The 23,876-nt window shown below is 46.6% G+C and carries 25 protein-coding genes; 9 read left to right on the forward strand and 16 right to left on the reverse strand.

All coding sequences use genetic code 11. The annotated features are described in order from the left end of the window. Nucleotides 1-34: 34 nt before the first annotated feature. Together A3GI_RS0100745 and A3GI_RS0100750 are read right to left on the reverse strand one after the other, a co-directional pair. Entirely contained in the window at nucleotides 35-700 is a 666-nt protein-coding gene (locus A3GI_RS0100745; RefSeq protein WP_147277704.1) for a hypothetical protein, read from the reverse strand. Nucleotides 701-880: 180 nt separating this feature from the next. After that, nucleotides 881-1,105, reverse strand: a complete 225-nt coding sequence (locus A3GI_RS0100750; RefSeq protein WP_018359565.1) for a hypothetical protein — start codon at nucleotides 1,103-1,105, stop codon at nucleotides 881-883. Between the two features lie 139 nt (nucleotides 1,106-1,244). On the opposite strand from A3GI_RS0100750, the gene A3GI_RS0100755 reads away from it, so the two are divergent. Together A3GI_RS0100755 and A3GI_RS0100760 are read left to right on the forward strand one after the other, a co-directional pair. Then, nucleotides 1,245-2,438: an L-serine ammonia-lyase, iron-sulfur-dependent, subunit alpha gene (locus A3GI_RS0100755; protein ID WP_025079382.1), complete on the forward strand. Its 1,194-nt coding sequence runs from the start codon at nucleotides 1,245-1,247 to the stop codon at nucleotides 2,436-2,438. A gap of 159 nt (nucleotides 2,439-2,597) precedes the next feature. Continuing rightward, entirely contained in the window at nucleotides 2,598-3,140 is a 543-nt protein-coding gene (locus tag A3GI_RS0100760) for an HDIG domain-containing metalloprotein (RefSeq protein WP_018359567.1), read from the forward strand. A 260-nt stretch (nucleotides 3,141-3,400) separates the two neighbouring features. Here A3GI_RS0100760 and A3GI_RS0100765 read toward each other — a convergent pair whose 3' ends face one another. The 6 genes from A3GI_RS0100765 to A3GI_RS0100790 form a co-directional block, all read right to left on the reverse strand. Further along, a complete protein-coding gene (locus tag A3GI_RS0100765; RefSeq protein WP_018359568.1) occupies nucleotides 3,401-4,018 on the reverse strand; it encodes a WbqC family protein in 618 nt (205 codons plus the stop codon). Between the two features lie 9 nt (nucleotides 4,019-4,027). Then, nucleotides 4,028-4,657 carry a signal peptidase I gene (lepB, locus tag A3GI_RS0100770; RefSeq protein WP_018359569.1) on the reverse strand — a complete coding sequence of 210 codons (630 nt, stop codon included), beginning with the start codon at nucleotides 4,655-4,657 and terminating at the stop codon, nucleotides 4,028-4,030. A 17-nt stretch (nucleotides 4,658-4,674) separates the two neighbouring features. Further along, the gene (locus A3GI_RS0100775) at nucleotides 4,675-6,111 is read right to left on the reverse strand and encodes a S26 family signal peptidase (protein ID WP_018359570.1); all 1,437 of its coding nucleotides are present in this window, start codon (nucleotides 6,109-6,111) and stop codon (nucleotides 4,675-4,677) included. After that, on the reverse strand, nucleotides 6,104-6,844 hold the full coding sequence (gene dapB, locus A3GI_RS0100780; RefSeq protein ID WP_018359571.1) for a 4-hydroxy-tetrahydrodipicolinate reductase: 741 nt from the start codon (nucleotides 6,842-6,844) through the stop codon (nucleotides 6,104-6,106). The genes A3GI_RS0100775 and dapB overlap by 8 nt, the downstream gene beginning before the upstream one ends. Nucleotides 6,845-7,085: 241 nt before the next feature. Beyond that, the gene (locus A3GI_RS0100785; protein WP_018359572.1) at nucleotides 7,086-7,964 is read right to left on the reverse strand and encodes a head GIN domain-containing protein; all 879 of its coding nucleotides are present in this window, start codon (nucleotides 7,962-7,964) and stop codon (nucleotides 7,086-7,088) included. Between the two features lie 16 nt (nucleotides 7,965-7,980). Further along, entirely contained in the window at nucleotides 7,981-8,841 is an 861-nt protein-coding gene (locus A3GI_RS0100790; protein WP_018359573.1) for a GIN domain-containing protein, read from the reverse strand. 222 nt (nucleotides 8,842-9,063) lie between these two features. On the opposite strand from A3GI_RS0100790, the gene A3GI_RS0100795 reads away from it, so the two are divergent. From A3GI_RS0100795 to A3GI_RS0100825, 7 genes are all read left to right on the forward strand, one after another. Beyond that, nucleotides 9,064-9,480 carry a DUF2721 domain-containing protein gene (locus A3GI_RS0100795; protein ID WP_018359574.1) on the forward strand — a complete coding sequence of 139 codons (417 nt, stop codon included), beginning with the start codon at nucleotides 9,064-9,066 and terminating at the stop codon, nucleotides 9,478-9,480. Between the two features lie 7 nt (nucleotides 9,481-9,487). Beyond that, nucleotides 9,488-10,150, forward strand: a complete 663-nt coding sequence (locus A3GI_RS0100800; RefSeq protein WP_018359575.1) for a DUF4230 domain-containing protein — start codon at nucleotides 9,488-9,490, stop codon at nucleotides 10,148-10,150. Beyond that, a complete protein-coding gene (locus A3GI_RS0100805; protein ID WP_018359576.1) occupies nucleotides 10,147-10,809 on the forward strand; it encodes a DUF4230 domain-containing protein in 663 nt (220 codons plus the stop codon). Before A3GI_RS0100800 ends, A3GI_RS0100805 begins: the two co-directional genes overlap by 4 nt. Nucleotides 10,810-10,881: 72 nt before the next feature. Beyond that, nucleotides 10,882-11,787, forward strand: a complete 906-nt coding sequence (locus A3GI_RS0100810) for a diaminopimelate dehydrogenase (protein ID WP_018359577.1) — start codon at nucleotides 10,882-10,884, stop codon at nucleotides 11,785-11,787. Between the two features lie 244 nt (nucleotides 11,788-12,031). Then, on the forward strand, nucleotides 12,032-13,003 hold the full coding sequence (locus tag A3GI_RS0100815; protein WP_018359578.1) for an ABC transporter substrate-binding protein: 972 nt from the start codon (nucleotides 12,032-12,034) through the stop codon (nucleotides 13,001-13,003). Between the two features lie 25 nt (nucleotides 13,004-13,028). Further along, a complete protein-coding gene (locus A3GI_RS0100820; protein WP_018359579.1) occupies nucleotides 13,029-13,739 on the forward strand; it encodes an ABC transporter ATP-binding protein in 711 nt (236 codons plus the stop codon). Continuing rightward, nucleotides 13,736-14,488, forward strand: a complete 753-nt coding sequence (locus A3GI_RS0100825; protein WP_018359580.1) for an ABC transporter permease — start codon at nucleotides 13,736-13,738, stop codon at nucleotides 14,486-14,488. Before A3GI_RS0100820 ends, A3GI_RS0100825 begins: the two co-directional genes overlap by 4 nt. 172 nt (nucleotides 14,489-14,660) lie before the next feature. Here the strand turns inward: A3GI_RS0100825 and A3GI_RS10185 are convergent, their stop codons facing one another. The 8 genes from A3GI_RS10185 to A3GI_RS0100865 form a co-directional block, all read right to left on the reverse strand. Then, complete coding sequence (locus A3GI_RS10185) at nucleotides 14,661-16,148, reverse strand: DUF438 domain-containing protein (RefSeq protein ID WP_169333222.1); 1,488 nt, start codon at nucleotides 16,146-16,148, stop codon at nucleotides 14,661-14,663. Between the two features lie 181 nt (nucleotides 16,149-16,329). Further along, nucleotides 16,330-17,277: a ribose-phosphate pyrophosphokinase gene (locus A3GI_RS0100835; protein WP_025079374.1), complete on the reverse strand. Its 948-nt coding sequence runs from the start codon at nucleotides 17,275-17,277 to the stop codon at nucleotides 16,330-16,332. Between the two features lie 84 nt (nucleotides 17,278-17,361). Next, nucleotides 17,362-19,053 carry an alpha-amylase family protein gene (locus tag A3GI_RS0100840; protein ID WP_018359583.1) on the reverse strand — a complete coding sequence of 564 codons (1,692 nt, stop codon included), beginning with the start codon at nucleotides 19,051-19,053 and terminating at the stop codon, nucleotides 17,362-17,364. Between the two features lie 84 nt (nucleotides 19,054-19,137). After that, nucleotides 19,138-19,923 (reverse strand): patatin-like phospholipase family protein, encoded by a 786-nt coding sequence (locus tag A3GI_RS0100845; RefSeq protein ID WP_018359584.1) that lies wholly within the window; start codon nucleotides 19,921-19,923, stop codon nucleotides 19,138-19,140. Nucleotides 19,924-19,927: 4 nt separating this feature from the next. Further along, a complete protein-coding gene (locus A3GI_RS0100850; protein ID WP_018359585.1) occupies nucleotides 19,928-21,379 on the reverse strand; it encodes a CCA tRNA nucleotidyltransferase in 1,452 nt (483 codons plus the stop codon). Nucleotides 21,380-21,531: 152 nt separating this feature from the next. Beyond that, on the reverse strand, nucleotides 21,532-22,569 hold the full coding sequence (locus A3GI_RS11075; RefSeq protein ID WP_018359586.1) for a PspC domain-containing protein: 1,038 nt from the start codon (nucleotides 22,567-22,569) through the stop codon (nucleotides 21,532-21,534). After that, nucleotides 22,566-22,928, reverse strand: coding sequence for a PadR family transcriptional regulator (locus A3GI_RS0100860; RefSeq protein ID WP_025079373.1), 363 nt, complete (start codon nucleotides 22,926-22,928; stop codon nucleotides 22,566-22,568). Before A3GI_RS0100860 ends, A3GI_RS11075 begins: the two co-directional genes overlap by 4 nt. 407 nt (nucleotides 22,929-23,335) lie before the next feature. Continuing rightward, nucleotides 23,336-23,818 (reverse strand): ferritin, encoded by a 483-nt coding sequence (locus A3GI_RS0100865; RefSeq protein ID WP_018359588.1) that lies wholly within the window; start codon nucleotides 23,816-23,818, stop codon nucleotides 23,336-23,338. Nucleotides 23,819-23,876 lie beyond the last annotated feature (58 nt).

Below are 23,876 nucleotides of genomic sequence, written 5' to 3' on the forward strand. Positions count from 1 at the left end.
TGTTGGTAACGTCTGTTCGATTATTTTTCTCCTTTTATTGAATGAGGTATCCCAATGTGTCTATCAGCACGAGAGCGGAGGAGGTTTTTATACCGTATTTTTTTCGTGCTCTGCTGACGACTCCCAAAGAATCCGAGAAAATTACGCATTTGGCGCTGTCCCGATTGATATATTGCCGGGCCTCTTGATTTGAAGGTGTGAGTACCAAATAAACCGGGATAATCGAGTCGGCCTGAACCGAATCTATGGTCGACCGCAAAAAGAGCGAATCGGAAGCCGTTAATGTCTGTGTTCCTGTGAAAATGAGAGCTACGGGATGTTTGTAGTATAATTGAGACAGGCTGACGTTTTTTCCGTAAACGTCTTTTCCGCTTAAAAACGGAACAATGTTGTTGCGACTGCTTGCATCCGGCAGTTCGGCAGCAGACGGTACATCCTTCTCCAAGAGCAGACGAATGGAGTCCGCAGCTATATTTTGCCAGGAGCCGTTGCGGAGCAAATAACCGGAGAGCTTGCTGCCGCCATCGGTATAAAAAAGAGCATGTTTATAGATAGAGGTATCGGGACGAACAATGAAATTCTTCCCGATTTTTTTGTTCGGTACAGGGAGGGTTTCCTGTCGATATTTGCCGATCAATAAAAGAGAGAGCGAGCTGTCCTGAGGTATGACGCTCTGCACCGGTATTGTCAATTCGGGCATACGGTTTTGCTTGCATCCGGAAGTGGACAAAGAGAGTGAAAGCAAGACAAGAAGCAGTAAAAAAACTGCCGAAGATTGCGTTCTGTTTTGCATGGAACTTATTTGAAAACTATCGGTTTGCCGTACAAAACCGTTAATCCTGAAAATACGGGAAGCAAAAAACTTCCAAACACCAAGAGTTTAACCGGCAATAAAACACTGTAATATGGAAAATACATTCATCCTTCGTACTTTACCGTTTTTTATAAACTCATCACACGCAAAGTTACGCCTTTCTTTGAATGGAACAAGTATAATCCGGTATTCGATTTTCATCTCGAAAGATTTTGACTCCGGCAGGATGTTGAAAGAATAGAAGTTCTGAATGTGCATAGATCGGCGAGGATTGCTTTCTCCTCGGTTCATCAGGCTGTCGGGTTGCGAAAAGTTCTTCGTATCCCTTTTTTGATTAATTTTGCAGTCAATGGAAAAGGCTTTGCGTGAAACAAAGCCTCTTTTTTGTATTTATCTCTTCGATAATCACTTAATGAGCTATATCGAGCCTATGGAATCAATCAGACAAATTTATCGTATCGGAAAAGGCCCCAGCAGCAGTCATACTATTGGCCCGAGCAGAGCCGCCGAAATGTTTCTTTCTCGTTGTAATCATGCTGCCCGTTATCGTGTAACGCTTTATGGCAGTCTGGCCGCCACAGGCAAAGGACACATGACCGATGTAGCCATTTTGGAAGTTCTGGAGCCACGGGCTACGACCGAAATCGTATGGAAGCCCGATGTCTTTAAGCCTTTTCATCCGAATGGGATGCTTTTCGAGGGATTCGATACAGAGGGTAAACTAATCGATTCTTTCGAGGTTTACAGTATTGGTGGCGGCGTTTTGGCAAACCGGGATTTCAACGAACAAAAAACTCAGGATATTTATCCCGAAAGCACCATAAAAGATATTATCAATATAATCGGTCCCGAAGGGCTGAGCTATTGGGAATACGTGGAGAAATACGAAGGTTCCGGCATTTGGGACTATCTGCAAGAAATATGGGAAGCTATGAAGAGATCCGTGGAGGAGGGCTTGCTGGCCGAGGGTGTGTTGCCCGGCGGATTAGGATTGCGCAGAAAGGCTGCCACTTATCTCATTAAAAGTAAGGCGTACAGCAAGAGTCTTCAGGGGCGCGGACGTGTGTATGCTTATGCCCTGGCGGTGAGTGAACAGAATGCTGCCGGCGGAAAGGTCGTTACAGCTCCCACCTGTGGCAGTAGCGGAGTCGTACCGGGGGTATTGTATTATTTGCAGCAGACCCGCGAGTTCAGCGATATGCGCATCTGTCGCGCTTTGGCTTCAGCTGCATTGTTTGCCAATGTGGTGCGAACGAATGCTTCTATCTCCGGTGCCGAAGTGGGGTGTCAGGGCGAAGTGGGGGTAGGCTGCGTAATGGCCTCCGTAGCTGCTTCTCAGCTTTTCGGGGGGTCGCTGGCTCAAATCGAATATGCGGCAGAGATGGCTCTCGAACACCACTTGGGACTGACCTGCGACCCGATGTGCGGACTGGTACAAATACCCTGTATCGAACGAAATGCTTTTGCTGCTGCCCGTGCTTTGGATGCGAATACTTACAGCAACTTCAGCGATGGCAGTCACCGGGTCTCTTTCGATCAGGTTGTGGAGGTTATGCGACAAACGGGACACGACCTGCCAAGTCTGTATAAAGAAACATCCGGCGGAGGATTGGCGATTATATAGACGTGCATTTATCTTTTGTTTAAGAAAAACTATCCCCGGGCGGCTGAATTTATTGCAGGCCCGGGGAATTTCTTTTAATCTTAATGCACTCTGTATTTTAACTCAGGCTTATCTTTTATCTTTATATAAAAATTAGATGTCGTACGAGTGTAAATATCCATGAACATAGACCCTATAGAGATTATTAAACGATTTTACAGCCCTTCCGGACTGCTGTATGCCCTTTTGGTAAAACATAGTGCAGATGTGGCGAATCTGGCAGTAGAGGTCGTTCGCAAACATCCGGAGTTGGGTGCAGACGAACAGTTTGTCCGTGAAGCAGCCATGCTGCATGACATCGGCGTGTGCAGGACAGATGCTCCGGATATTTATTGTTTTGGCACCGAGCCGTACATACGGCACGGATTTTTAGGAGCCGAGATGTTGCGCGAGATCGGCTTTCCGATGCACGCCCGTGTGGCGGAACGGCATACGGGTACGGGGCTGACACCTGAGGTATTGGCCGAAAAAGGCATCATATTACCTCCCGGCATCTATACGCCTCAAAGCATAGAGGAAAAGATCGTTTGCTTTGCCGACAAGTTTTTCTCCAAAAGTAACCCCGACCGGATGAAAAGCCCCGATAAGATCAGAAAAAGCATGGCAAAATATGGTGAGGAGTCTGTAAAACGATGGGATGATATGTACGCTCTTTTCGGGTAAAAGCGTGAATTCGATGCCGGGGGTGTGTACTGAAACTATTCATTATGAGAATAAAGGCTAAGGTTATATCGAACTTACGTTGAGGAAAACAAAAAATGTGCCGTTAAGTAAAAGTTGAAAATTCTCTGCCTGATGGTTGAAAATTCTTCAGGCAAAGAAAAAAAATCCAAGTTAACTTCGTTGAAAATCCATTGCGCTAAGAATTTTCAACCATCAGGCAGAGAATTTCTTAAGTAAGAAGAATGCTTTTTGTTTTCCGGTCAACGTATCGAATCTCTGAGAATCAAAGGAGACTCGGGACCCATGTTGAAAAGTAAATCCAAAATACTGAGATTGGGCCGGAATGCTCCTTTTGTTTGAAAAAGCTGATAGTAAGGTTGGGGCTCGAAATGTTTGTCCGGTAGCGGTTTTCTGGGATTTATAACGGTTCGATAGTCATCTTTGGCCGAAGCGATATATTCTTCCGAAGCCGTAATATGAACGTCCAGATCGGACAATGTGACCAGTGTGCGAAGATAGAGAAGGTTAAAATCCCAAAGCAATTCGGTATTTTTTTCATACAAAGGCTCTATATCATCCCAGTAGTATTCAAAGAACGGGCTGCTACCGTAAGCGGAAATAATCGCCTGTTTGTGTAAATGCCGCCAATTGCCGTGCTCGGATATTTTTACTTCGGTAATCGGCACTTTTGCCCGATCATCGTGCTGCAACGGTATACTCAGCGTCATCGGCCCGTTCGTACTCATAATTATGCATCGATTGCGATAGCTCTGCTTCACGAAATTTTCATGTGCTTCTATAATCACGCCATCGCCCTGTGCCGCAAACAGTTTGGTGAAGTATTGCACCGGCGGTGCATAAGCCGTGGCTAACAACATGGAGAAAAGTTATTGATAAATGACACCGACAATTCGATTGCGTGAGATCAGCCCCAAATGCCGGCTGTCCGGTTGGTGTTTATCCAAATCGGTAAGTAACCAGTAGTAAGATTGCCGAAAGGTAAAGTGTGAGCGTACCCGGTCGTCGATAAAGAGCTTACCGCTGTCTATACGGGTGGATTCTAAACTTTCGGATAAAATAGCTTGCCTTACGGCTACCAGATTGACGGTATTAAGAGGATAGGGTTTCTTTGGATGCGGCAACCTGAGTGCATAGGAAATCTCTTTGCCGGCATTCAGAGGGTACGCCAGTTTTTTGCCGTTGTTTGTCAATATTCCCTCGAACATACGAATGCTGTCGCCCGGAACAGCTGCCACACGCGCTATGCCCAGCTGTGTCTTAGATGTCGTGGATGCCGGTATTTTGAAAATCACCACATCTCCCACTCGCGGTGTGCGAAGTTTGTTAACCACCACCCAACGTCCGGGTTTTAATGACGGTTCCATGGCATCGGAACGTAGTCGTGCCACGTTAATGACCCAGATACGCAGGGCTATGACCAGCAGCAAGGCCACCACCGGCAATGCCCACCCAAGTGAGCGTTTTCGTCCGGTTGGCAGGTCTTTGTCCGGTTTCATGGCTCAGTACGTTGAATTTAATGTGCTTTGATGGTTCGCATCATTCGGCTCCAGCGTATTTTCCCGCCGAAAAGAGATTGTTCGTTGTTGAGCGAAAGCCAGAGTAAAGCAGGTCGGCCCACGATATGATCTTCGGGTACGAATCCCCAGTAACGGCTGTCGGCCGACATGTGCCGATTATCCCCCATCATCCAGTAATAGTCCTGCTCAAAAGTATAGGAGGTGGCGGGAGTTCCGTCTATAAGCACTTTACCGTTTGCAGAGACAGTCAGGTCATGCCCTTCGTAAGCATGAATGCAGCGACTGTAAAGTGCAATATTTTCAGGTGTCAGCTCGATGGTTGTACCTTTTGCCGGAATGTAGATCGGGCCATAGTTATCGCGCGTCCAATTGAATTTGGCACCGATTGGATACATCAATTGAGAAAAGTCTTCTTCCATTTTGATGTGAACGACATAAGGCTCCTTGCTTATTTTTTCTTTCATTTCAGCAGTCAGCGGCAGATGAAACACAGCGCCGTAATTGCCATTGGCCATCGGCTCTATTCCCAGTTCATAACAGAGGCTTTCGGATTGCGCCCCGGATGCAGCTATATTTAGATCTCTGTAGTTAATGCCCAATTGGTCCAGCAATTCCTTGGAAAGGGTCGTTCCATCCGTTTGTACCCAATAGTTCAGCTGCATTTTGGGAGGATTTTCCTGAGCTTTGCCGTTGATGTAAATCTGATTGTTGCGGATTTCCACAGTATCGCCGGCAATGCCTACACAACGCTTTACATAATGGTCGCGTCTGTCTACGGGGCGTGTCACGATGTCGCCAAAAAGAGCTTTATCTTCATGCACACGCTGGCGCCCGTACATATTGCAAAGCGTATAATAGTCGGGGTTGGGCATTTTGAGTGCGACGGTATCTCCGGCCGGAAAGTTGAATACGACCAAATCCATTCGTTCTACTCCTCTTTTGCCTTTCAGACGCTTGTATTTCAATCGTGGCGCGTCCAGATAACTTTTCCCTCCTCCCGGCAGGGTGTTGTGTGTCAAAGGCATAGCTATCGGAGTTACGGGCATACGTGGCCCATAGGTTACTTTTTCTACAAATAGATAGTCTCCGATCAGCAGCGTTTTTTCTAAAGAAGAGGTGGGAATGGCAAAATTCTGAATAAAGAAAATACTTAATAATGTTACTCCGATAACAGCAAAGAGAATATCGGCAACCAGTGTGCAGAACGAGCGCAAACTCTTATTCCGGATTCTCTGATACCATCCCCAGTTTATAAATCCGATAAAATAAAAATCGATAATCAGAGGCAGCAGAAGGAACCAGCCCCAACCTGCCCAAAAAGAGAAAAGAATGTAAAGAATGCTGAAAACAGAGCCGGAGATGATGCGTATGAAACGCTGTTTCGTCGTTTCGTTTTTTCTGCGACGGTGATGTTTGAAATCTATTTTATTCATCGGTTTTCAAATTTAGTAGTTGCTGCATATTCAAAAAGCCTTTATGGTTTGCGGTAAACTCGGCTGCCAGCACAGCCCCCAGAGCAAACCCTTCCCGTCCGAATGCTTCGTGAGTTATGGAAATACAGTCTGCATCGGACCGGTAATTGATGGTGTGTATGCCCGGCACCTCACCTTCTCTTATTGAGCTAACCGGGAGAGAATCGGGCGCAATGGGCGTGTTTTCGTTTACCGGTTGCCAGTCCCTGACAGATGGAGATACTTTCACAATCTGTTCGGCCAATGTTATAGCTGTTCCGCTCGGAGCATCCAGTTTGTGAATATGGTGCGTTTCGGTTAAAGACGGCGAATAGACCGGAAAATCTTTCATCAATTTTGCCAAGTGTTTATTCAGAGCAAAAAAGAGATTCATTCCGATGCTGAAGTTGGAAGCCCAAAAAAGAGTCTGCCCTTCCTCTTCACATCTTTTCTTCAACCCTGGTAATTGCGCGGTCCAATCGCCTGTCGTTCCGCTTACAACAGGGATGTGATGGGCAAAACAATATTCTATATTCTTTAATGCCGTTTGCGGGGTGCTGAACTCGATGGCCGCATCGCTGTGAAGAAAATGCTCGCTCTCGAACAATTCTTCCTGTCCGCGGTCAATGGTCAAAACGATGCGATGACCGCGTTTTCGGGCGATTGTTTCAATGATGTGCCCCATGCGGCCGTATCCTATGAGTGTTATATCCATAATTCCATTTTTTACAGTCAATCCGCAGGAGCTGCGATTGCTGAATACGAAACGCTAACGGTCTCTTTACAAAGTTAATAAAGATAAGCTTTAGTAAATAAAGTTTGTGAATAATTGTTCGTGTCTGTCGAATGACCCAAGGGGATACGATGTCGAAATATTTTTGCCGTCAAAGCAAAACAAAATCCGGATAAGTATGGCAAATGCCGCATTATCCGGATTTGATTGTTCGCCCGATCTCCTATTTCCGGAGGAAATCTGCGTTTGAAGATTTTTGAGACTCCGGCCTGACGAATGCTTTACCGTAGTTTACCACCGTTGTCTGTCCCGATATCCGGTATTGAATGGTATCGGTGATAAAAACCACGGCATCGGAGCTGCCGCTGGCATTTATTTTTCCCGTTGCGGACCGGAAGTTTCTGAAATCTGCATCCGAAGAACCCGAAAGCGAAGCTGTCAAACTTTGCGTGTTTCCTCTCAATAGAATATCCGAAGCACCGCTGACCTTTATGTCGGTATGCCCGGCAACATCCAAATCCATGTTTATGTCGCTCGAACCGGAAATATGGATAGAGGCAGCTCCACAGCGTGCCGTCATTCTGTTGACATCCGAAGCTCCGCTCACATTCACTAACAGCGTATCGCAGGCAACGTTCAGCGAATTCAAATCTCCGGCACCTTGTGTTTTGAGGGTGAATTTTCTACAGACAAATTCCTTGCCGGGCGTTTGTTCTACATCACTGGCACCGCCGATATTCAGGGTTGTCAGTATGGGCAGTGTAACGTGTACCGTTGCTGTAATAGACCCCGGCCTTCGCTCTTTTTCCATATAAATATTCAGGTGGTTATTGTCGATAAGCTCGGTTTTGATTTTATTGATCAGTGTCTCATTGGCTTCCACTGTCACCTTAAATTCATCGCCCCGGGTTAAAATCATATCCACGGCCGAGCTTATGGAAATGGTGTCGAACCCGCTTAATGAACGTTCTTCTGTCCGGATTTCACCGTAACGGGCTATGCTTTTGATCCTGCTTCGATCTTTGCCATTGCCGTAAATGCAGCTTGTTAAAAAGGTAAGGACAAAGCAGGCGCAAAGAAAACGAATTGTTTTTGCATTCATAATTTGTTTCTTTTTATTACAGTTGTTTTACGGAAGACACTCCGCTCACATCCACTTTATTCATTTTGGCCGTTCCTTTGTAATATAATGTGCTGGCTCCCGAGGCTTCGACTTCAATCTCTTCGGTTGCCTGTATTTTCGCACGTGCTGCTCCCGACAAATCCACAGAGCAGTTTTTAGCGATAAAATCGGCAATATAGGCTTTCGAGCCGGCAGAGCAGTCTAAGAGCAAAGATTTCACACCTCCGATAAAATTTTCTACGCGGCTGCCGCCGGAGAGGTCGAGGAGCAGATTGTCTTCCAGCTGCAGTTCGCTCGACAGCCAGTGGCTTCCGCCTGAAAGGTCGACTTTCGCATTACGGGCCTGTACTGATATGTCTTTCAGGATAGAACCGCCGGACATATTGACCAGCAACTCATCGCACTTGATTTGAATTTCTTTTAATGAAGCTCCTCCCGAAAGATCCAGATAAAACTTATTGGAAGAGAAGCGGATATCCGAGGTACCGTTGGCTCCTCCCGAAAGAGATATGGCTTCCAGATTAGGGGCGTAAATTTTAACCTTGATGGGACCTTTTCGACCGAGAATGGGGAAAATATGATTTTTGAAAGACAACTCTCCTTTTTTGATCATCGGCTCGATGGCGTTTACGTTGTCCATTGTTTGTGCAAATATCTCACAGGAGTACTTATCGGAGTGTAAAATTTCCACCTCGAAGCCGTCACCCACATGAATGGCCTTGAAAGGAGAGAGTTCGTGTTTCAGAGAGGCATTGTAAGAGGTGCTTCTTGTGCTTTGTGCATTTATCCTGCAGGATGGCAGGGTTACCAGGAAAATCTGTAAAAAAATCAGACTGTACAAAATGTTTTTCTTCATATCTGTATATTCGTATTAAAGTTGTTTCCGGATGTTTTTCCTGCCTCCTCTCAGAAGAGGCCTTTTATTTATAGACGCAGCAAACGGGTATTTGTTACAAGATAAGTTTATTTTTTTTGCCTGACCAACCGGATAAAAGAGAAAATTATTTTTCCGGGTCTTGGGAGCAATTTCTCCAAAACGATTGATTCTCTTAACTTTACAGTTAAAACAAGCTATATTATGCAATCGTTATCATTGACTACTCCTTCTTTGCTTTTCTCGGCTACGTCGCTGATCTTGCTGGCCTATACCAACCGTTTTCTCTCCTATGCACAATTGGTGCGCAACCTGCAGCAGCAACACGTTGAAAAACCGGGACGAACCTCTCTCCGGCAAATCAGGAACTTATACCGGCGGATGAAACTGATTCGAGCCATGCAGATTTTAGGCGTTTCCAGCTTACTTTTTTGTGTCACTGCCATGTTTTTTATTTACATCGAATGGCAGCTGGCCGGTGAAATTATTTTCGGTGTAGGTATGTTGCTACTGGCTCTTTCTCTCTTAGTCTGTCTGAGAGAAATTCTTATATCCATAGAAGCTCTCCGTCTCAACCTGAACTCCATCGAGAAAGAAGAGAATACAAACGACTCCAAGTAGACGGATAATGTTGTGGTTCAAGGTATTGAGTAGAATTTTCAGTCTCTTTTTAACGGCTGTGCTACTCTTCTCCGGTTGTCGTTCGGGAAAGAGCGATCTACCCGCAGCGGAGGAGTTGAAAGCCGATCTGCAAAAAGTCGAAAAATTGACTTTGGCCGAGGCGGATATTCATAAGGTGATTATTTTGAAAGATCCTGATATACATCTGAAAGATGTCGGTTCGGTAAAAAATATGCTCAAATGGGCGGAGGAAAAAATAAAACCCGGTGTGCGTACGGCTGTATTCTCTTTTGACTCCCAACTTGCAGCGTTTATAGATCTGAGCCGTTTGACGGAGGAAGATATTGTCATAGACCGAAAAGAGAAAAGATGCCGTATGGTGCTTCCACCCATAATGTTCGAACTTCTTGGACGCGACTTCACGATGCAGCTGGATTATCAGCGTATAACGGCATATCGCTCGCCTGTCACGCCGCAGGAGCGGGCGGAGTTGAAGAACCGGGCTTATAAAAGGCTGGAAAAAGAAGTGGCTCAAAATCCTGCCTTGCACGAGCAGCTTCGCAGTCGTGCGGAGTACAGGGCGAAAATATGGCTTACCGAACTGTTAGCCATGAAAGGGCTGACCGCAGAAATATCTTTTAAGCAGGAAAAATCATCTGTTAAGCCATGAAAAAACGAAAATTTCTAACCGGCCGGTTCTTGCTTTTTATTGCCTTAGTCTTGGGTGTGCTTGTGGTTTTGATGCTGCTGTTGAGACAGTGTAACCGTGAAAACGAGTTGGACGACGGATACAGCGATTTGCCGGCGCGTATAGAGCGGATACGTGAGATGATCAGATTGTCGACACTGGAGATCGACCGTGAAATGGTGATAACCGACACCGTCAATCAAAAAGTTATTTGCGCCGTAGTTGATGTGCATGGCATGATCGGCTTCGATTTGGAAAAGATGCCTGTAGGTATGCGTGGAGATACGCTTTTCGTTCAGCTGCCTCCGGAAAAAATAACCTGCTACGAAAGGGGGTACCGGGTCATTGATGCATACAGTTTGAAACAACCGCTCGGTTTCGATCTTACCATGCAGGCTTCCGAGGAAAATATTTTCAAAAAACAGATCCCGTTAAAATTTGAAAATGAAATGTATTCGCGTGGATACGTGGAGATTGCACGTTCGCAGGCAAGGGAGTCATTGGGAAAATTGCTCAACCTTTTTAGCGCCAATGTTGTCATTATAGACCGTTTCCCCATGGGGGTTCAGGGAGCAGTACTGCCGGATACGCTCGTCTTCGAGCCGCGCGAAAGACTTACGATCGGACAACCGGAAAAATAGATTTTGTCCTTTTTTTAACTTTGTAATTACAGGGCCGAAGAAGCCTCTTCTAAAATTTATATCAAGACATTTATGAACGAACCGAAAAAAATCCGTGCAGCCGTAGTCGGATATGGAAATGTAGGGCGTTATACCCTTCAGGCTTTAAGCGCAGCCGAAGACTTTGAAGTAGCAGGAGTGGTACGCCGCAAATTAACGAATAAAAATCCCGAACTCAACAACTTCCCGGTGGTAACGGATATACGTGAATTGGGACATGTGGATGTAGCCGTTTTATGTACTCCCACCCGTTTGGTGGAAGAATATGCACGGCCTCTTTTGGAGTCCGGCATCAATACGGTGGACAGCTTCGATATACATAAAGATATTGTCGGTCTGCGCAGCCGTCTGGGAGCCGTGGCCGGAGCCAACAATGCTGTGTCGATTATCAGCTCGGGCTGGGATCCGGGTAGCGATTCCGTGGTGCGTATGCTTATGGAGGCCATTGTACCCAAAGGACTTACTTATACCGATTTCGGCCCCGGTATGAGCATGGGGCATACCGTCGCCGTGAAAGCAATCGAGGGCGTACGCGGCGCTCTTTCCATGACAATCCCTTTGGGTACAGGTATTCACCGTCGTATGGTATATGTGGAGCTTGAAAACGGATATGATGCCGGTCAGGTGATTAAAAACATCAAAGAGGACGATTATTTTAGAAATGATGAAACGCATGTAACCATCGTAGATGACGTAAACCGTCTTATCGATATGGGGCACGGCGTTCATATGATCAGAAAAGGCGTATCGGGTATCACGCACAATCAGATTCTGGAGTTCAATATGACCATCAATAACCCGGCTCTTACGGGGCAGGTATTGGTGTGTGTGGCGCGTGCCTCCATGCGTCAGCAGCCCGGGGCTTATACCATGCCCGAAATACCCGTTATCGACCTTTTGCCGGGTGAACGCGAGCAGTGGATTCATAAGTTCTGCTAACATCCCGACTTATGTCCGTATTCGGAGACTGCTTTGGGTCTCTGATTCTTTTTTCACCGAACGGAGTGCCTCGAATCGTTCTGAATCGACTCTTGTGGCACTCTGTTTTGTTTTTTCTGTAAAAGATCGAAATTTCTTATTCGTACCGGATAAACTTGTTTCGAGCCGGTAAACACGGTCTGTTTTTGTATTGTATTGAGAAATAAGAGGTTATTTTTGTAAGACAACATAAAAAAATAAAGAGATGAAAAACAGATTTGCCGGGCCTCTTGGCCTTGTATTCTTGCTGAGTTTGATTTTGGGTGCCGCTCTTTTGACGGGTTGTTCGGGTGGAAAGAAAAAAGTTTCGGATGCCGGGAATACGGTTCCGGCTCTACGTATCGGGGCTATGAGCTCGATGGATTACCTGCCGTTTGTTGTCGCTCTGGAACAAGGCGTTTACGACTCTTTGGGGCTTAAACTCGAAATCGTGCCGTTCTTCTCGGCCAACGATCGTGATGCCGCACTGATGGCAGAGCAGATAGACGGCACCGTGACCGATTACACCGGAGCCATGATGCAGCATGCGGGAGGGTTGCCCGTTAAAATGGTTATGAAACTGAACGGGCTTTTTTCCATGATGACAGCTCCCGGCAAGGATATCAATTCTTTGGCCGAACTTAAGGGTAAGCAGATAGCCGTTTCCAACAATACGGTTATCCATTATGTTACCTCGCAGATGCTGGAGCAGGCCGGCCTGATGCCACAAGATATCGAGATTGTGGATATCAATAAGATACCTCTGCGTCTTGAGATGCTCTCTGCCGGACAGATCGATGCCACGTTGCTTCCCGATCCGTTTGCAACCATGGGCACTTCGCTGCACTGTGTGCGTATAGCCGACACGCGCGGTACGGGCAAAATAAACTGTACGGGGTTGATTTTCGATGAAAAAGCCATCGCCGGCAAAACGGAGTCCATTCGTTTATTGCTGGAGGGGTATAACCGGGGGGTGGATTTCCTGCGTACACATGATAACGAGGCTGTTAAGGATCTTTTGAACCGGTATGTGAAAATACCCGAAGCCTTGGTACCGGAGGTGTTGAGACCGGAATATGAGTATGCCGCATTGCCGCAGACGGAAGATCTGCATGCAGCAGCAAAATGGCTGAAAGAGCGTAAACTCCTTCCGGCAGATTATCAACCGCAAAACCTCATCGACGGCCGTTTCTTCTGATTTTTTTCTCCCGTTTTGCTCGTTTATGCAGGTTCAAGCCGAACATATTATTGCCTCTTATTTGCGCCCGCAGCCCCATACGGTGCTCCACGACCTCTCTTTTGCCGTAAAAGACCGTGAGGTGGTCGGAGTTACCGGTCCTTCTGGCTGCGGTAAGTCCACGCTGCTGCATATTCTGGCGGGGCTGCATTCCGATTATTCGGGTACCGTTCTTTTAGACGGTTCCATACCCGATCCGAAAGTGCATACCATTGCGTTGGTTCAGCAGCAATACGGTCTTTTACCTTGGTTCCCGGTGAAGAAAAACATTCTTCTCCCCTCGAAAATCAGGCATGCGCAAACAGACTGCGAACTGTTCGACGAAGTTTGCCATGTGATGGAACTTGGCCATCTTTTGGAGCGTTATCCGCATCAGTTGAGCGGAGGTCAGCGTCAGCGCGTGGCCCTGGCACGCGCTTTCTGTCGCAAGCCCCAGCTGCTCCTGTTGGATGAGGCTTTTTCCGCACTCGATATTGCTACGGCCGAACGTTGCCGAAAACTGTTTCGAGAGTTATGGCAGCGTTCTCCTGTCACAACCGTTATGGTCAGCCACAATCCGGAGGAGATAGAACAGCTTTGCTCGCAAACACTGGTGATTGCCGGCTCTCCGGGACGTATTGTTTCTGTTGTAGACGGGCACATCAAGGCCGGAGAGCTGCGCCGTATATTAACAACATTAGAGGAGGACGAACATTGAAGCACCTGACCAAATCTTTTCTGCGCATGTTTCAGGGAGCCCTGCTGCTTCATGTCATTTGGTTTGTTGCCGCCCTGTTGGTAGATAAACCACTCTTGCCCGGTCCCGTCACCGTTTACCGGTCAATTGGTACGGTTTGGGAAAAAGGCTTGGCTCTGCATCTGGCTTATAGTATGAGGCGCGTGAGTGTGGCTTTATTGATTGCTTTCGGCATCGGTATCAGCATGGCTTTATCCATGTATCGATGGCCTCGCTTTGGCCGGTTGATGAGTTCGTTCGTCTACTTCTCCTATCCCATACCCAAATTGGCGCTGCTCCCGGTGGTGTTGCTGCTTCTGGGCATGGGGGAGACGCCGAAAATCGTTTTTATCGTCCTGATCATTCTTTTTCAGATTATCATAGCCCTTCGGGATAGCCTGCGCAGTATCCCGGAAGAGCATTTTACTGCTGTCCGCTCCATGGGAGCTACTTATCGGCAAAAGATACACTATGTCATTTTTCCTGCTATTCTGCCCGATGCCTTGTCTGCTCTGCGTGTGGCCATCGGTACGGCCATTTCGGTGCTGTTCGTGGCCGAAACCTACGGCACGCGTTATGGAATGGGCTTTTACATTGTGGACTCATGGATGCGTGTGGATTATGTGGCTATGTATGTGGCTATCGTATTGCTCAGTTTGGGCGGTTTTCTGCTTTTCTGGCTTACGGATGTTGTGGAAACATTGGTTTGCCGCTGGAATAAAGACCGTTAAGAGAGAGCGTACGAATATAGACGGACTTTTATGTTTACAAAAGAAAGGCAGGTGCAGCATGCCGGTGAATTCACGCTGTACGCCTGCCGTTTTTTGAAACTGTTCGTATCTCTCAGGGAGATGTTTGTTATAATAGCGTTTTATCAATTCTTTGATTTTATCGACCAAAGTATCATAGGGTATTTCTCCGTATTTGGAGGCTAAGCCCAATGTGGCTTTGGGCAGAATAACTTTGGCTAAAGGCGATTGTAGAAAACCGAATCGTTCGTTGATGTTGACGAGCTCTTTTTTGAGGTGAGGATATTGCCGGAAGAGATCGGTCAGTTTGGTATCGGGTGTTAATGCTATTTCCGTATCGTCCGTGCTGTGGATGGCCGTTTCTTTTTCCGGCCTTTGAGGTTTCTTTTCCCTCTTCTTCCCAGGTTAATAGCGTGCGGGAGCCTTCCTTTTCGTGAATATGGGTGCAGTTTTGCATCATTTCCAGTACTCCGCGGAAGTTGTTGCCTGCATCCCTTACAGCAACGTAGATGATATAGATGAACAGCCCCGGTTTATTGATCCAGAACTCGGCCCTGCTTTGTTCGCCCGTCCTGAATTTCTCGATGATTTCTTCTATCGCATGTACGCTTTTGCGAGGATGACAGTTGCGCACTTCCCGGCCGATAACTCCTTTGCTGCGAGGAAAGACACGATGCTCGGTATCGCTATAGAACCGTACGATTTCATTTTCATCGACAAAGGAAAGATCTACCGGCAAATGCTTGAAAATAAGATTGATTTGCTCCAGAGTCAGTTGGCCCTCTGCTACATCTAACACGTCGGTATCCGTTTTGCCGATGCCGTATTTTCCGAGCAATGCCGCTAAATCTTCGGCCAATCCCGGATGCTCCGGTGAAGAGGCGGCTTCGTTCGCATCGATATAAGGAGGAGGTGTAGGAATCAGGCAGAAACCGATTTCGAAATCACCTTTCGAAAGAGAGGCGAATTCGCTTTCGGAGAGCATTTCCAGAGCTGTGGGCAGAAGTATGGTATTTTCTTTGTCGATCAGATCCAGAAGAATACGCTCCATCTCCGGCTGATTGTTCAGAAATGCTTCCACGGCATTTCTTTTCAGGTTGTCGTGCTGGCCGGTAATCGTATCTCTGACCAGATTATCGTATGTCCACATCGTTGTACTCGGCTTGTCGAAACCCTTACGTTCCAGAGCCGAATAGAGTTGGTTTTGTTTGCGTGCCAGATGTGTTTTGAACTGCTCCAGCTGCTCGTACAGCTCCAGCCATCGTTTTTTGATGAAAGCTGCTCCATAAAGCTCTTTCATCTGTGCCACAAGGGTGCATACGGCATCATTTTCCTTATAGTAACTGTCGATGGGATGCCCGGCAGGCAACGAGGGACGTTCTGCTTGCAGAAGATCCTTGAAAATTGCTCTCATCTGCTGCATATTCTCCCGGATACACTCATCGTCATTGTCCGTACCGTTGCCCGTTTGTTCGGCATAGGCAATTTCTGCAGGAGTGATGCTTTTTATCTTTTCTCGCAGTCGTTTTGCTGCTTCTTCGGCGGAGATAAGTCCCTTATCCGACAGTTCTCTGATCTCTCTGATCGTCCTGATTTTCTCTTCGTTAATATCGGAGAGATGGTTTTTCATTTTATGTTCCATAATCGTTGTTGTTTTTATGTTGTTTATTCCGGTATGTCAAAGATAGCATGTGCGAGTAACGTTTAATGTCGCAAAAGAGACATATATCGAAAAGAGCCAAACAGGTTCGGGTATACGAAAAAAGAGAAAGAGAGGACGAAGAACGTCCTCCCTTTCTCTTAAGTTCGATATCTCTGCTTCTTTAGATGGAGTAGAGTGAGCTGATGGATTCGTGGTTGCAGACACGGCGGATAGCCTCTGCAAACATATCTGCAACGGAGAGAATGTGTACCTTGGAACTGGTACGTTTCAAGGGTATGGAGTCTGTGAACAGAATTTCCGTCAGGGCACTTTGCTCAATACGTTCCATAGCCGGGTTGCTCAGTACGGCGTGGCTGGCAAGGGCACGTACGCTGCGTGCTCCGTTTTCCAGCATCAGGTTGGCTGCTTTGGTAATGGTGCCGGCCGTATCTACGATATCGTCGATAAGCAGAACGTCGCGTCCTTCTACATCACCGATAATACGCATCTCTGCCACCTCGTTGGCACGGATGCGGCTCTTGTGGCAGATAACCATGGGTACCCCCAGGAATTTGGCATAGGTGTTGGCACGCTTGGTTCCGCCCACATCCGGAGTGGCAACGGTCAGCGTTTCGAGAGAAAGGTTCCTGTTAATGTATTCCAGAAAGATGGAAGAGGCATAGAGGTGGTCTACGGGCACATTGAAGAATCCTTGAATCTGGTCTGCGTGCAAATCCATGGTAATGAGTCTGGTAATACCGGCACTGCCCAACATATCTGCGATTAACTTAGCCCCGATGGAAACGCGCGGTTTGTCTTTCCTGTCCTGACGTGCCCATCCGAAGTAGGGGATGACGGCTGTAATGTAGTGTGCAGAAGCGCGTTTGGCTGCATCGACCATGAGCAAAAGCTCCATGATATTGTCCGCACTGGGGAAAGTGGATTGAACGAGAAAGACGTCTTTGCCGCGTATGCTGTCTTCGTAAAAGACCGCAAACTCGCCATCGGCAAAGTGTTCGGTTGTCATGCGTCCCATTTGGCAGCCTAAGCTTTTACAGATTTTTTCTGCCAAAGGTCTTGATTTTTCGCCGGCAAAAACGGCGTAGTTGTTGCAGTTAGTTGTACTCATATCGATTATAAGATTAGCATTCGCCGGAGCAGGAAAAAATGTGTTTGGCTTTTGCCAAACACATTTATGATGTAAAGGTAAAATTTATTCCTGTAAAACGAACTTGATAACCTGAACAGAATGCGGTTCCATGGTTAATTCGTACGGAGCCAAAGGGGTCAGGGTGCAGATCTTGCTTTGCCCGGTAAAAAGATCGGTTTGTTTCATGGCTACATTGGGGGTGAGCTTCATTTTTTCGAACAGTTCCTGCGGCATATTGATGCGTACAAGGTCTGTGGTCGGAGAGAAGTTGCTGACCACCAAAAGATATTCTCCGGGAATGTGCCTGAAGAAAGCATGATGCTTCTGCGTGTTGAAGCCTGAGTGGAAAGTGTTGGCATAGCAGAGATCGAAAAACTCTCCTTCGGTAACGGTTCTTTCCTTGCATATCCGGGTGAAGAGCGTGCAATAGAATTCTTGCAGCGTTTTCTCTTCTTCTGTCAGTTTCTCTGTATTGTAGGCTCCGCCGTTTATCCAGCGTTGCATCTTGTCCAAACTCCAGTAATCGAAGATAGACGTTCGCCCGTCCATACCGCTGAACCCTTCGGCATCCATACCTCGCTCTCCCAATGTCTGGCCGAAATAGACCATAAAAGGGTTGCTCGCGCACAGAACGGACATGGCCACGGCCGGACGCGCTTTAAGACCATCACCCACAATAAAGTCGGATGCCAGTCTCTGTTCATCATGGTTTTCCATGAAGTAAAGCATGTGTTTTTGCAGGTGGACGTGTGCCTGATAGGCTGTATAGAATTGCATGGAAGGAGTATTGCCCCGCAGTATGTTGCACATGGTATCGTACATGCCCACTTTGTCGTATAAATAGTCGAAGCCTGCATTGATATAAGTGCTGTAAGCATGCGGATTGTATATTTCTGCCAGAAAGATGATATTTCCATAGCTTTCCTTAATCTGGGGAATAGCCCAGGCCCAGAATGCGGCAGGTACCATCTCCGCCATATCGCACCGGAAGCCATCGACGTGTTTGGAACCCCAGAAACAAAGAATTTCCAGCATCCGGTGCCATGTGTCGGGTATAGGGTCAAAATGCTGCGTTCCGTTGTTCATATAGTCCACGCCGTAGTTCAGCTTCACGGTCTCGTACCAGTCGCTCTCGAAAACTTGTGCGGTAAAGCGGTCGTTACCCGAAACTTTGGCAGGAAATTCGCTGTAATTGTAGTGTTCTTCTTCTGATCCGAACATAAGCGTAAGCGGCTGCCCCGGAAGATAGTAGAAATTGTTTTGCGGATCGAAAGCCAGATTGTTGTTGTCATTCTCTCCCAGATCGTGTATATAAGGAGGCTTGACATCCGAGCGATACTGCCGTGCCACATGATTGGGCACAAAGTCTATAATGATTTTGAGTCTTAATTTGTGTATCCGTTCCACCAGATCATCGAACTCTTCCATACGGTCGTGTACGTCTTCTGCCAAATCGGGGTCTATGTCGTAGTAGTCTTTTATGGCATACGGAGAGCCGGCACGCCCTTTGACAATGCCGCTGAAGTCAGGCGTAATACCATACTTCGAGTAGTTCGTTTTTGTAGCATGTTCAGGAAGGCCGATAAACCAAATATGTGTGTAACCTTGTTTTTTTATTGCTTTTAACGCTTCGTGTGTAAACGAATTCAGTTTGCCGCACCCGTTGGTTTCTATACTGCCGTGCGGGATGCGTGTACAGTTTCTATTGTCAAAAAGTCTTGGCAAAACTGAGTAAATAATCATCTTTTCTTTCATGGCGGTTGTGCTTTAGCTGTTTGTCAATAGTATAATCTTAGATAAGCCCTGTATAACACTACAGAGAAGAGAGGGAATACAGCATCAGATCCCGGTGCCCGTTTCAGATCGATGCGCGTTGTAATCATTTATTTTCTCCCGAGCCATTTCGAATCCCTTTTTTACCAATTTGGGAGCCAGACTCAGATTAAACATGGGAACGTTCGTTTCAGGATCGATCTCTATCAATATATCGCAGAGCTCTCGATCGGGCCTCGCATTTTGTCCGAAGATAAAACTAAAACTTCGTTGGGCAATGGCTGAGACCTTTTTTTTGTATTTTCCTTCTATCGGTTCCTGTCCCAAATTAACGCCGATAACGGTACGGCAATCCTCTCTGATGGTGGATACGGGAAAGTTTTTGAACAGTCCTCCATCCACGTAATAGGTGCCGTCTATAACCACAGGGTTGAAAAGAACGGGAATACTGCACGATGCCACCACGATGTCTACCGTAGGGCCTTCGGAAAAAACCTTACTGCAGCCTTTATCCAGATCGGTCGCCAACACCCTGATGGGTATCTCCAGATCTTCAAGGCGTTTGTGACGAATGTTTTTACGCAGCATATTGTGGAAGTTGTGTGTACTGAAAAGACCTCCTTGAGGAATTTGGAAGTTGGTCATACCCAAAAAGCCTTTTTTAGTCAGAAGTTCGGCTATCTCCAGCGGTCTAAAACCGTCTGCATAGAGTACTGCTATCAAGGCTCCGGCACTTGTGCCGGAGATGATTTCGGGAGTATGTGCGATTTGTTCGAGATAATGCAGTACGCCAATATGTAAGAACCCTTTGGCACTGCCTCCGCTGAGAGCTAAACCTAACGAGTATTGCATGACTTTACGGTTTGATGGGTTTAAGTCCTAAGGATGCCGCTTTTTTGAGCATATACTCATAAGCGGCCTCGTATTCATTGGGAATAATGCCGTCCAGAATGGCATCTTTGATGGCGTCTTTAATACGTCCTACCTCCTCGCACGGAGGCAGATTGAACGTTTTCATGATTTGTTCGCCCATGATCGGAGGCTGGAAGTTGCGTATCCGGTCTTTCTCTTCGATCTCTTTCAGTTTCTGCCTTACTATGGCGTAGTTATCGAGATAGCGTCTTACTTTATCCGGGTTTTTGCTGGTGATGTCGGCTTCCACCAGCAACATCAGGTCGTCTATATCGTCTCCTGCTTCGAAGAGCAGCCGCCGCACAGCCGAGTCCGTAACTCCTTCGTCTACGAGTGCTGCCGGACGCATGTGCAATTCTACCAGCTTTTCCACATAGTGCATCTTCTGGTCGAGCGGCATTTTGATACGTCTGAAAATTTTGTGCACCATTCTCATACCCACATAATTGTGATTGTGGAAAGTCCAGCCCAGATTGCGGTCGAATTTTTTCGTACGCGGCTTTCCGATGTCATGCAGCAGGGCACCCCAGAGCAGATACAGATCTTTTTCCTGTCTTTCGCGTTGAAGAAGCATTTTTGCCAGGTTATCCACCACCTTGTAAGTATGTGTGAGATTGTCCTTGTGTCCGATACCTTCTTTTGTTTCCGCTCCTTTCAAATCCAGAAGTTCGGGCAGTATGCGTGCCATAAGCCCTGTTTTTTCAAACAGCTCCAGCCCGATGGACGGGCGTGGCGAAAGCATAATCTTGTTCAGCTCTGCAATAATGCGCTCTGCACTGACAATATCGATGCGGTGGGCATTTGTTTTGATGGCTTCAAAAACTTCATTGTCCAGCGTAAAGGCCAGTTGTGATGCAAAGCGGATGGCACGCATCATCCGCAGCGGATCATCGCTGAATGTAATTTCGGGGTCCAATGGGGTGCGAAGGAGTTGATCATCCATATCGGGCAGACCGTCGAACATGTCGATCAGCTCACCGAAACGACTGCCGTTCAGACAAACCGCCAGGGCATTTATGGTAAAGTCGCGCCGTTCCAGATCGTCTTGCAGCGTTCCGTCTTCCACCACAGGCTTACGGCTGTCCGAGGAGTAGCTTTCGCGCCTTGCACCTACGAACTCCAGTTCCATTTTATGATATTTCACCTGTGCCGTACCGAAGCGCTTGAAAACCGACAGACGGGCTGCCTTCCCCAACTTTCCGGCTACGGCCTGTGCCAGATCGATTCCTTTTCCCACAGAAACGATGTCTATATCGTCCGAAGGCCGGCGGAGAAATATGTCTCTTACATATCCGCCCACCACGTACGCCTCGACCCCTATTTCATCGGCCGATTCCGAAACCAACCGCAATATTTTGTTGTCTATTCTACTCAGTATAAGTTCTTCGTCAGTCATGCAATCTCATTGTAATCGTTCGATATACAAAGGTAATCAAAGAGCCTTTACCCGTGATTTGCTTGCAGAGAGTCTCGGCTCTTTTCTTACAAGATAGAAAAAGCCCTGTAAACATATTGTATTTACAGGGCTGAAATGTAAAATAAAAGGAATTAAATCCCGTGATAGAACTCTGTGTTTATAAAAGGAAGTTCATGCCTCAGGTTAGGGATGTAGAGAATAAAAAGAACAATCAGCATGATGATGCTGAGCACCCATAGTATCATGGAAAGGATACGAAACCATTTGGGCAAAGGTTTCGTTGCGGGTTTGGCTGTCTGTATAATACTGTGAATAAGTACGATGACGGGTACTGCGATGATGATGATTCCGCAGATGATAGCCGTTACGAACATCCATGAGTGGCCATGAATGAAGTGCGGATAATAGAAAAAGGAGAAATCCGTAAGCTCTTCAAAGAAACCGCCTATCAGTGCAATGATGATGAAAATAGCCGGTATGACCATTATTAACACCAGTGTGCCCAGGCAGCCTCTAAGCAAACATCCGCCCATACGGTTCATGCTGTTGTCCTGGGAGTGAGTGTAACGCGGGTCGTACGTAACTTCACGGCCTATCTGCTCCACAGTAACGGGTTCTCCCCGCATTTGCAGTTTTTGGTCGGCTGTGATGGCTGCAGGTACAATCATCCAGCAGGCCAGATAACCCAAAATGATAACCCAGAAGAATCCGTTTGCAAAGATGGTCAGCAGTACCGCCAGAAGCCTTAGCACTCCCAAATTCCATCCGGTATAAGCCGCAAGTCCGCTCAACACGCCGCACAGCCATGCGTTATCCACATCCCGGTAATATTTCCGGTTTGCAGTCTGTCCATTGCTATTTGTAAAAGTTCTGTTTTCTCTGTGCTCGTATGTTTCTTTTTGCTCTTCGGCAAAGATTTCCTCCGGTTTGCCGATGCGTTCGATAACTTGCCGCACCAGTGAAATATCCACGATTCGACTGTCCGAACTTCCCATTTCGACCAGCAGTTCAGCTATTCGATACTCGAAATCGTTCATCAACTCTTTGTCTTCCGAAGAGTTGCCGAAATGAGCCTGCAGGCTTCGCAGATAATTTTCGAGCAGGCTGTAAGCATCTTCGTCTATGTGGAAGATTTGGCCTGCAATGTTCATGTTCAAATTCTTTTTCATAATGTGTTTTCGTTTGCCGGTAAAATGAATGAGTTGTTCTTTAGTTTGTTTACGGTTTTTTCCAGAGCATTCCAATTGTCTCCGAGTTGTTCCAGAAAACGTTGGCCGATTTCCGTCAACCCATAGTATTTTCTGGGAGGTCCCTGTTGTGGAGACTCCGCTTTATCGTAGCTCAGGAGTCCTGCCCTTTTCAGACGTGAAAGAAGTGGGTACAGTGTGCCTTCCACTACAATCAGATCTGCTTCCTTAAGAGCTTCTATAATATCGTTGGCATACAGTTTACGGTCTCTAAGCAGTAGCAGTATACAGTATTCCAGAATGCCCTTGCGCATTTGCGCCTTGATGTTGTCTACGCTCATCAGACCGTCCGGTGCAGTGCCGGAGCCGGTATAAGAGTCGTAGTGCATGTTCGGATTGTTGTTTATTTCCATCTACTCTCATTTTAGTTATTTTAGGGTTTCAGGCAGATTTTATTTCGTTGTTCGGAAGAAGTGGCGGCCGCTCATTTTATTCCTGTCATGCTTGTTTCCATAGTCTACCTTGTATTACCTAACTAATGCAAATATAATAGAATATTTTATATCCTTGCATAACAAAGTAGATTTTTCTTGCATTGCATGGTAGTTTGTGATTTTCTTTGCTTCATTTGTGTGATGTGGGGTAAGGTTTCAAAAGAAACGGCCGGAAAGCAATGAATATGCTCCCCGGCCGTTTCTTAATTATTTAAGATGCTTACTTTTCTTTTATGAAAGAAGTGAAAACTCGATTATCTTTTTTTCAGATGATGGTCTACGAGTATTTCGTGTTTCTCGCCGTACAGTTTGATTTGGGTGATGATGTCGTTTACAGAAGCCTCTTCTTCCACTTGCTCTTTGACAAAAGTCATAAAGAACTCGCGGCTCGGCAAATCCGATAGTTCATCCGAGAGGTGAACCAGCTTGATGATGCTTTCGGAAACGATACACTCGTGCTTCAGTACTTGCTCCATAATTTGCAGGGGAGAGCCGAACTCGTTGGGTACTTCCTCGATGGGCAGTATCTGCGGACGGCCGCCTCGTTGGCTCAGGTAGTCGATCATGGCATAGGCATGCTCCATCTCTTCCTCCGCCTGTTTGCGCATCCAGTGTGAAAAACCGTTCAGGCCGATGTATCCGAAGTGCACAGACATGGCTAAGTATAAGTGAGAAGACCACATCTCGGCATTGATTTGCCGGTTGATGGCTTCTTCCATTTTTTTGTTTAGTTCCATTGTTTTTTATTATATGAGTTTATTAGAATAAAATGCCTGTTCTTTACGATTTTATTAT

This window comes from Porphyromonas macacae DSM 20710 = JCM 13914, assembly GCF_000379945.1.
GTDB lineage: Bacteria > Bacteroidota > Bacteroidia > Bacteroidales > Porphyromonadaceae > Porphyromonas > Porphyromonas macacae.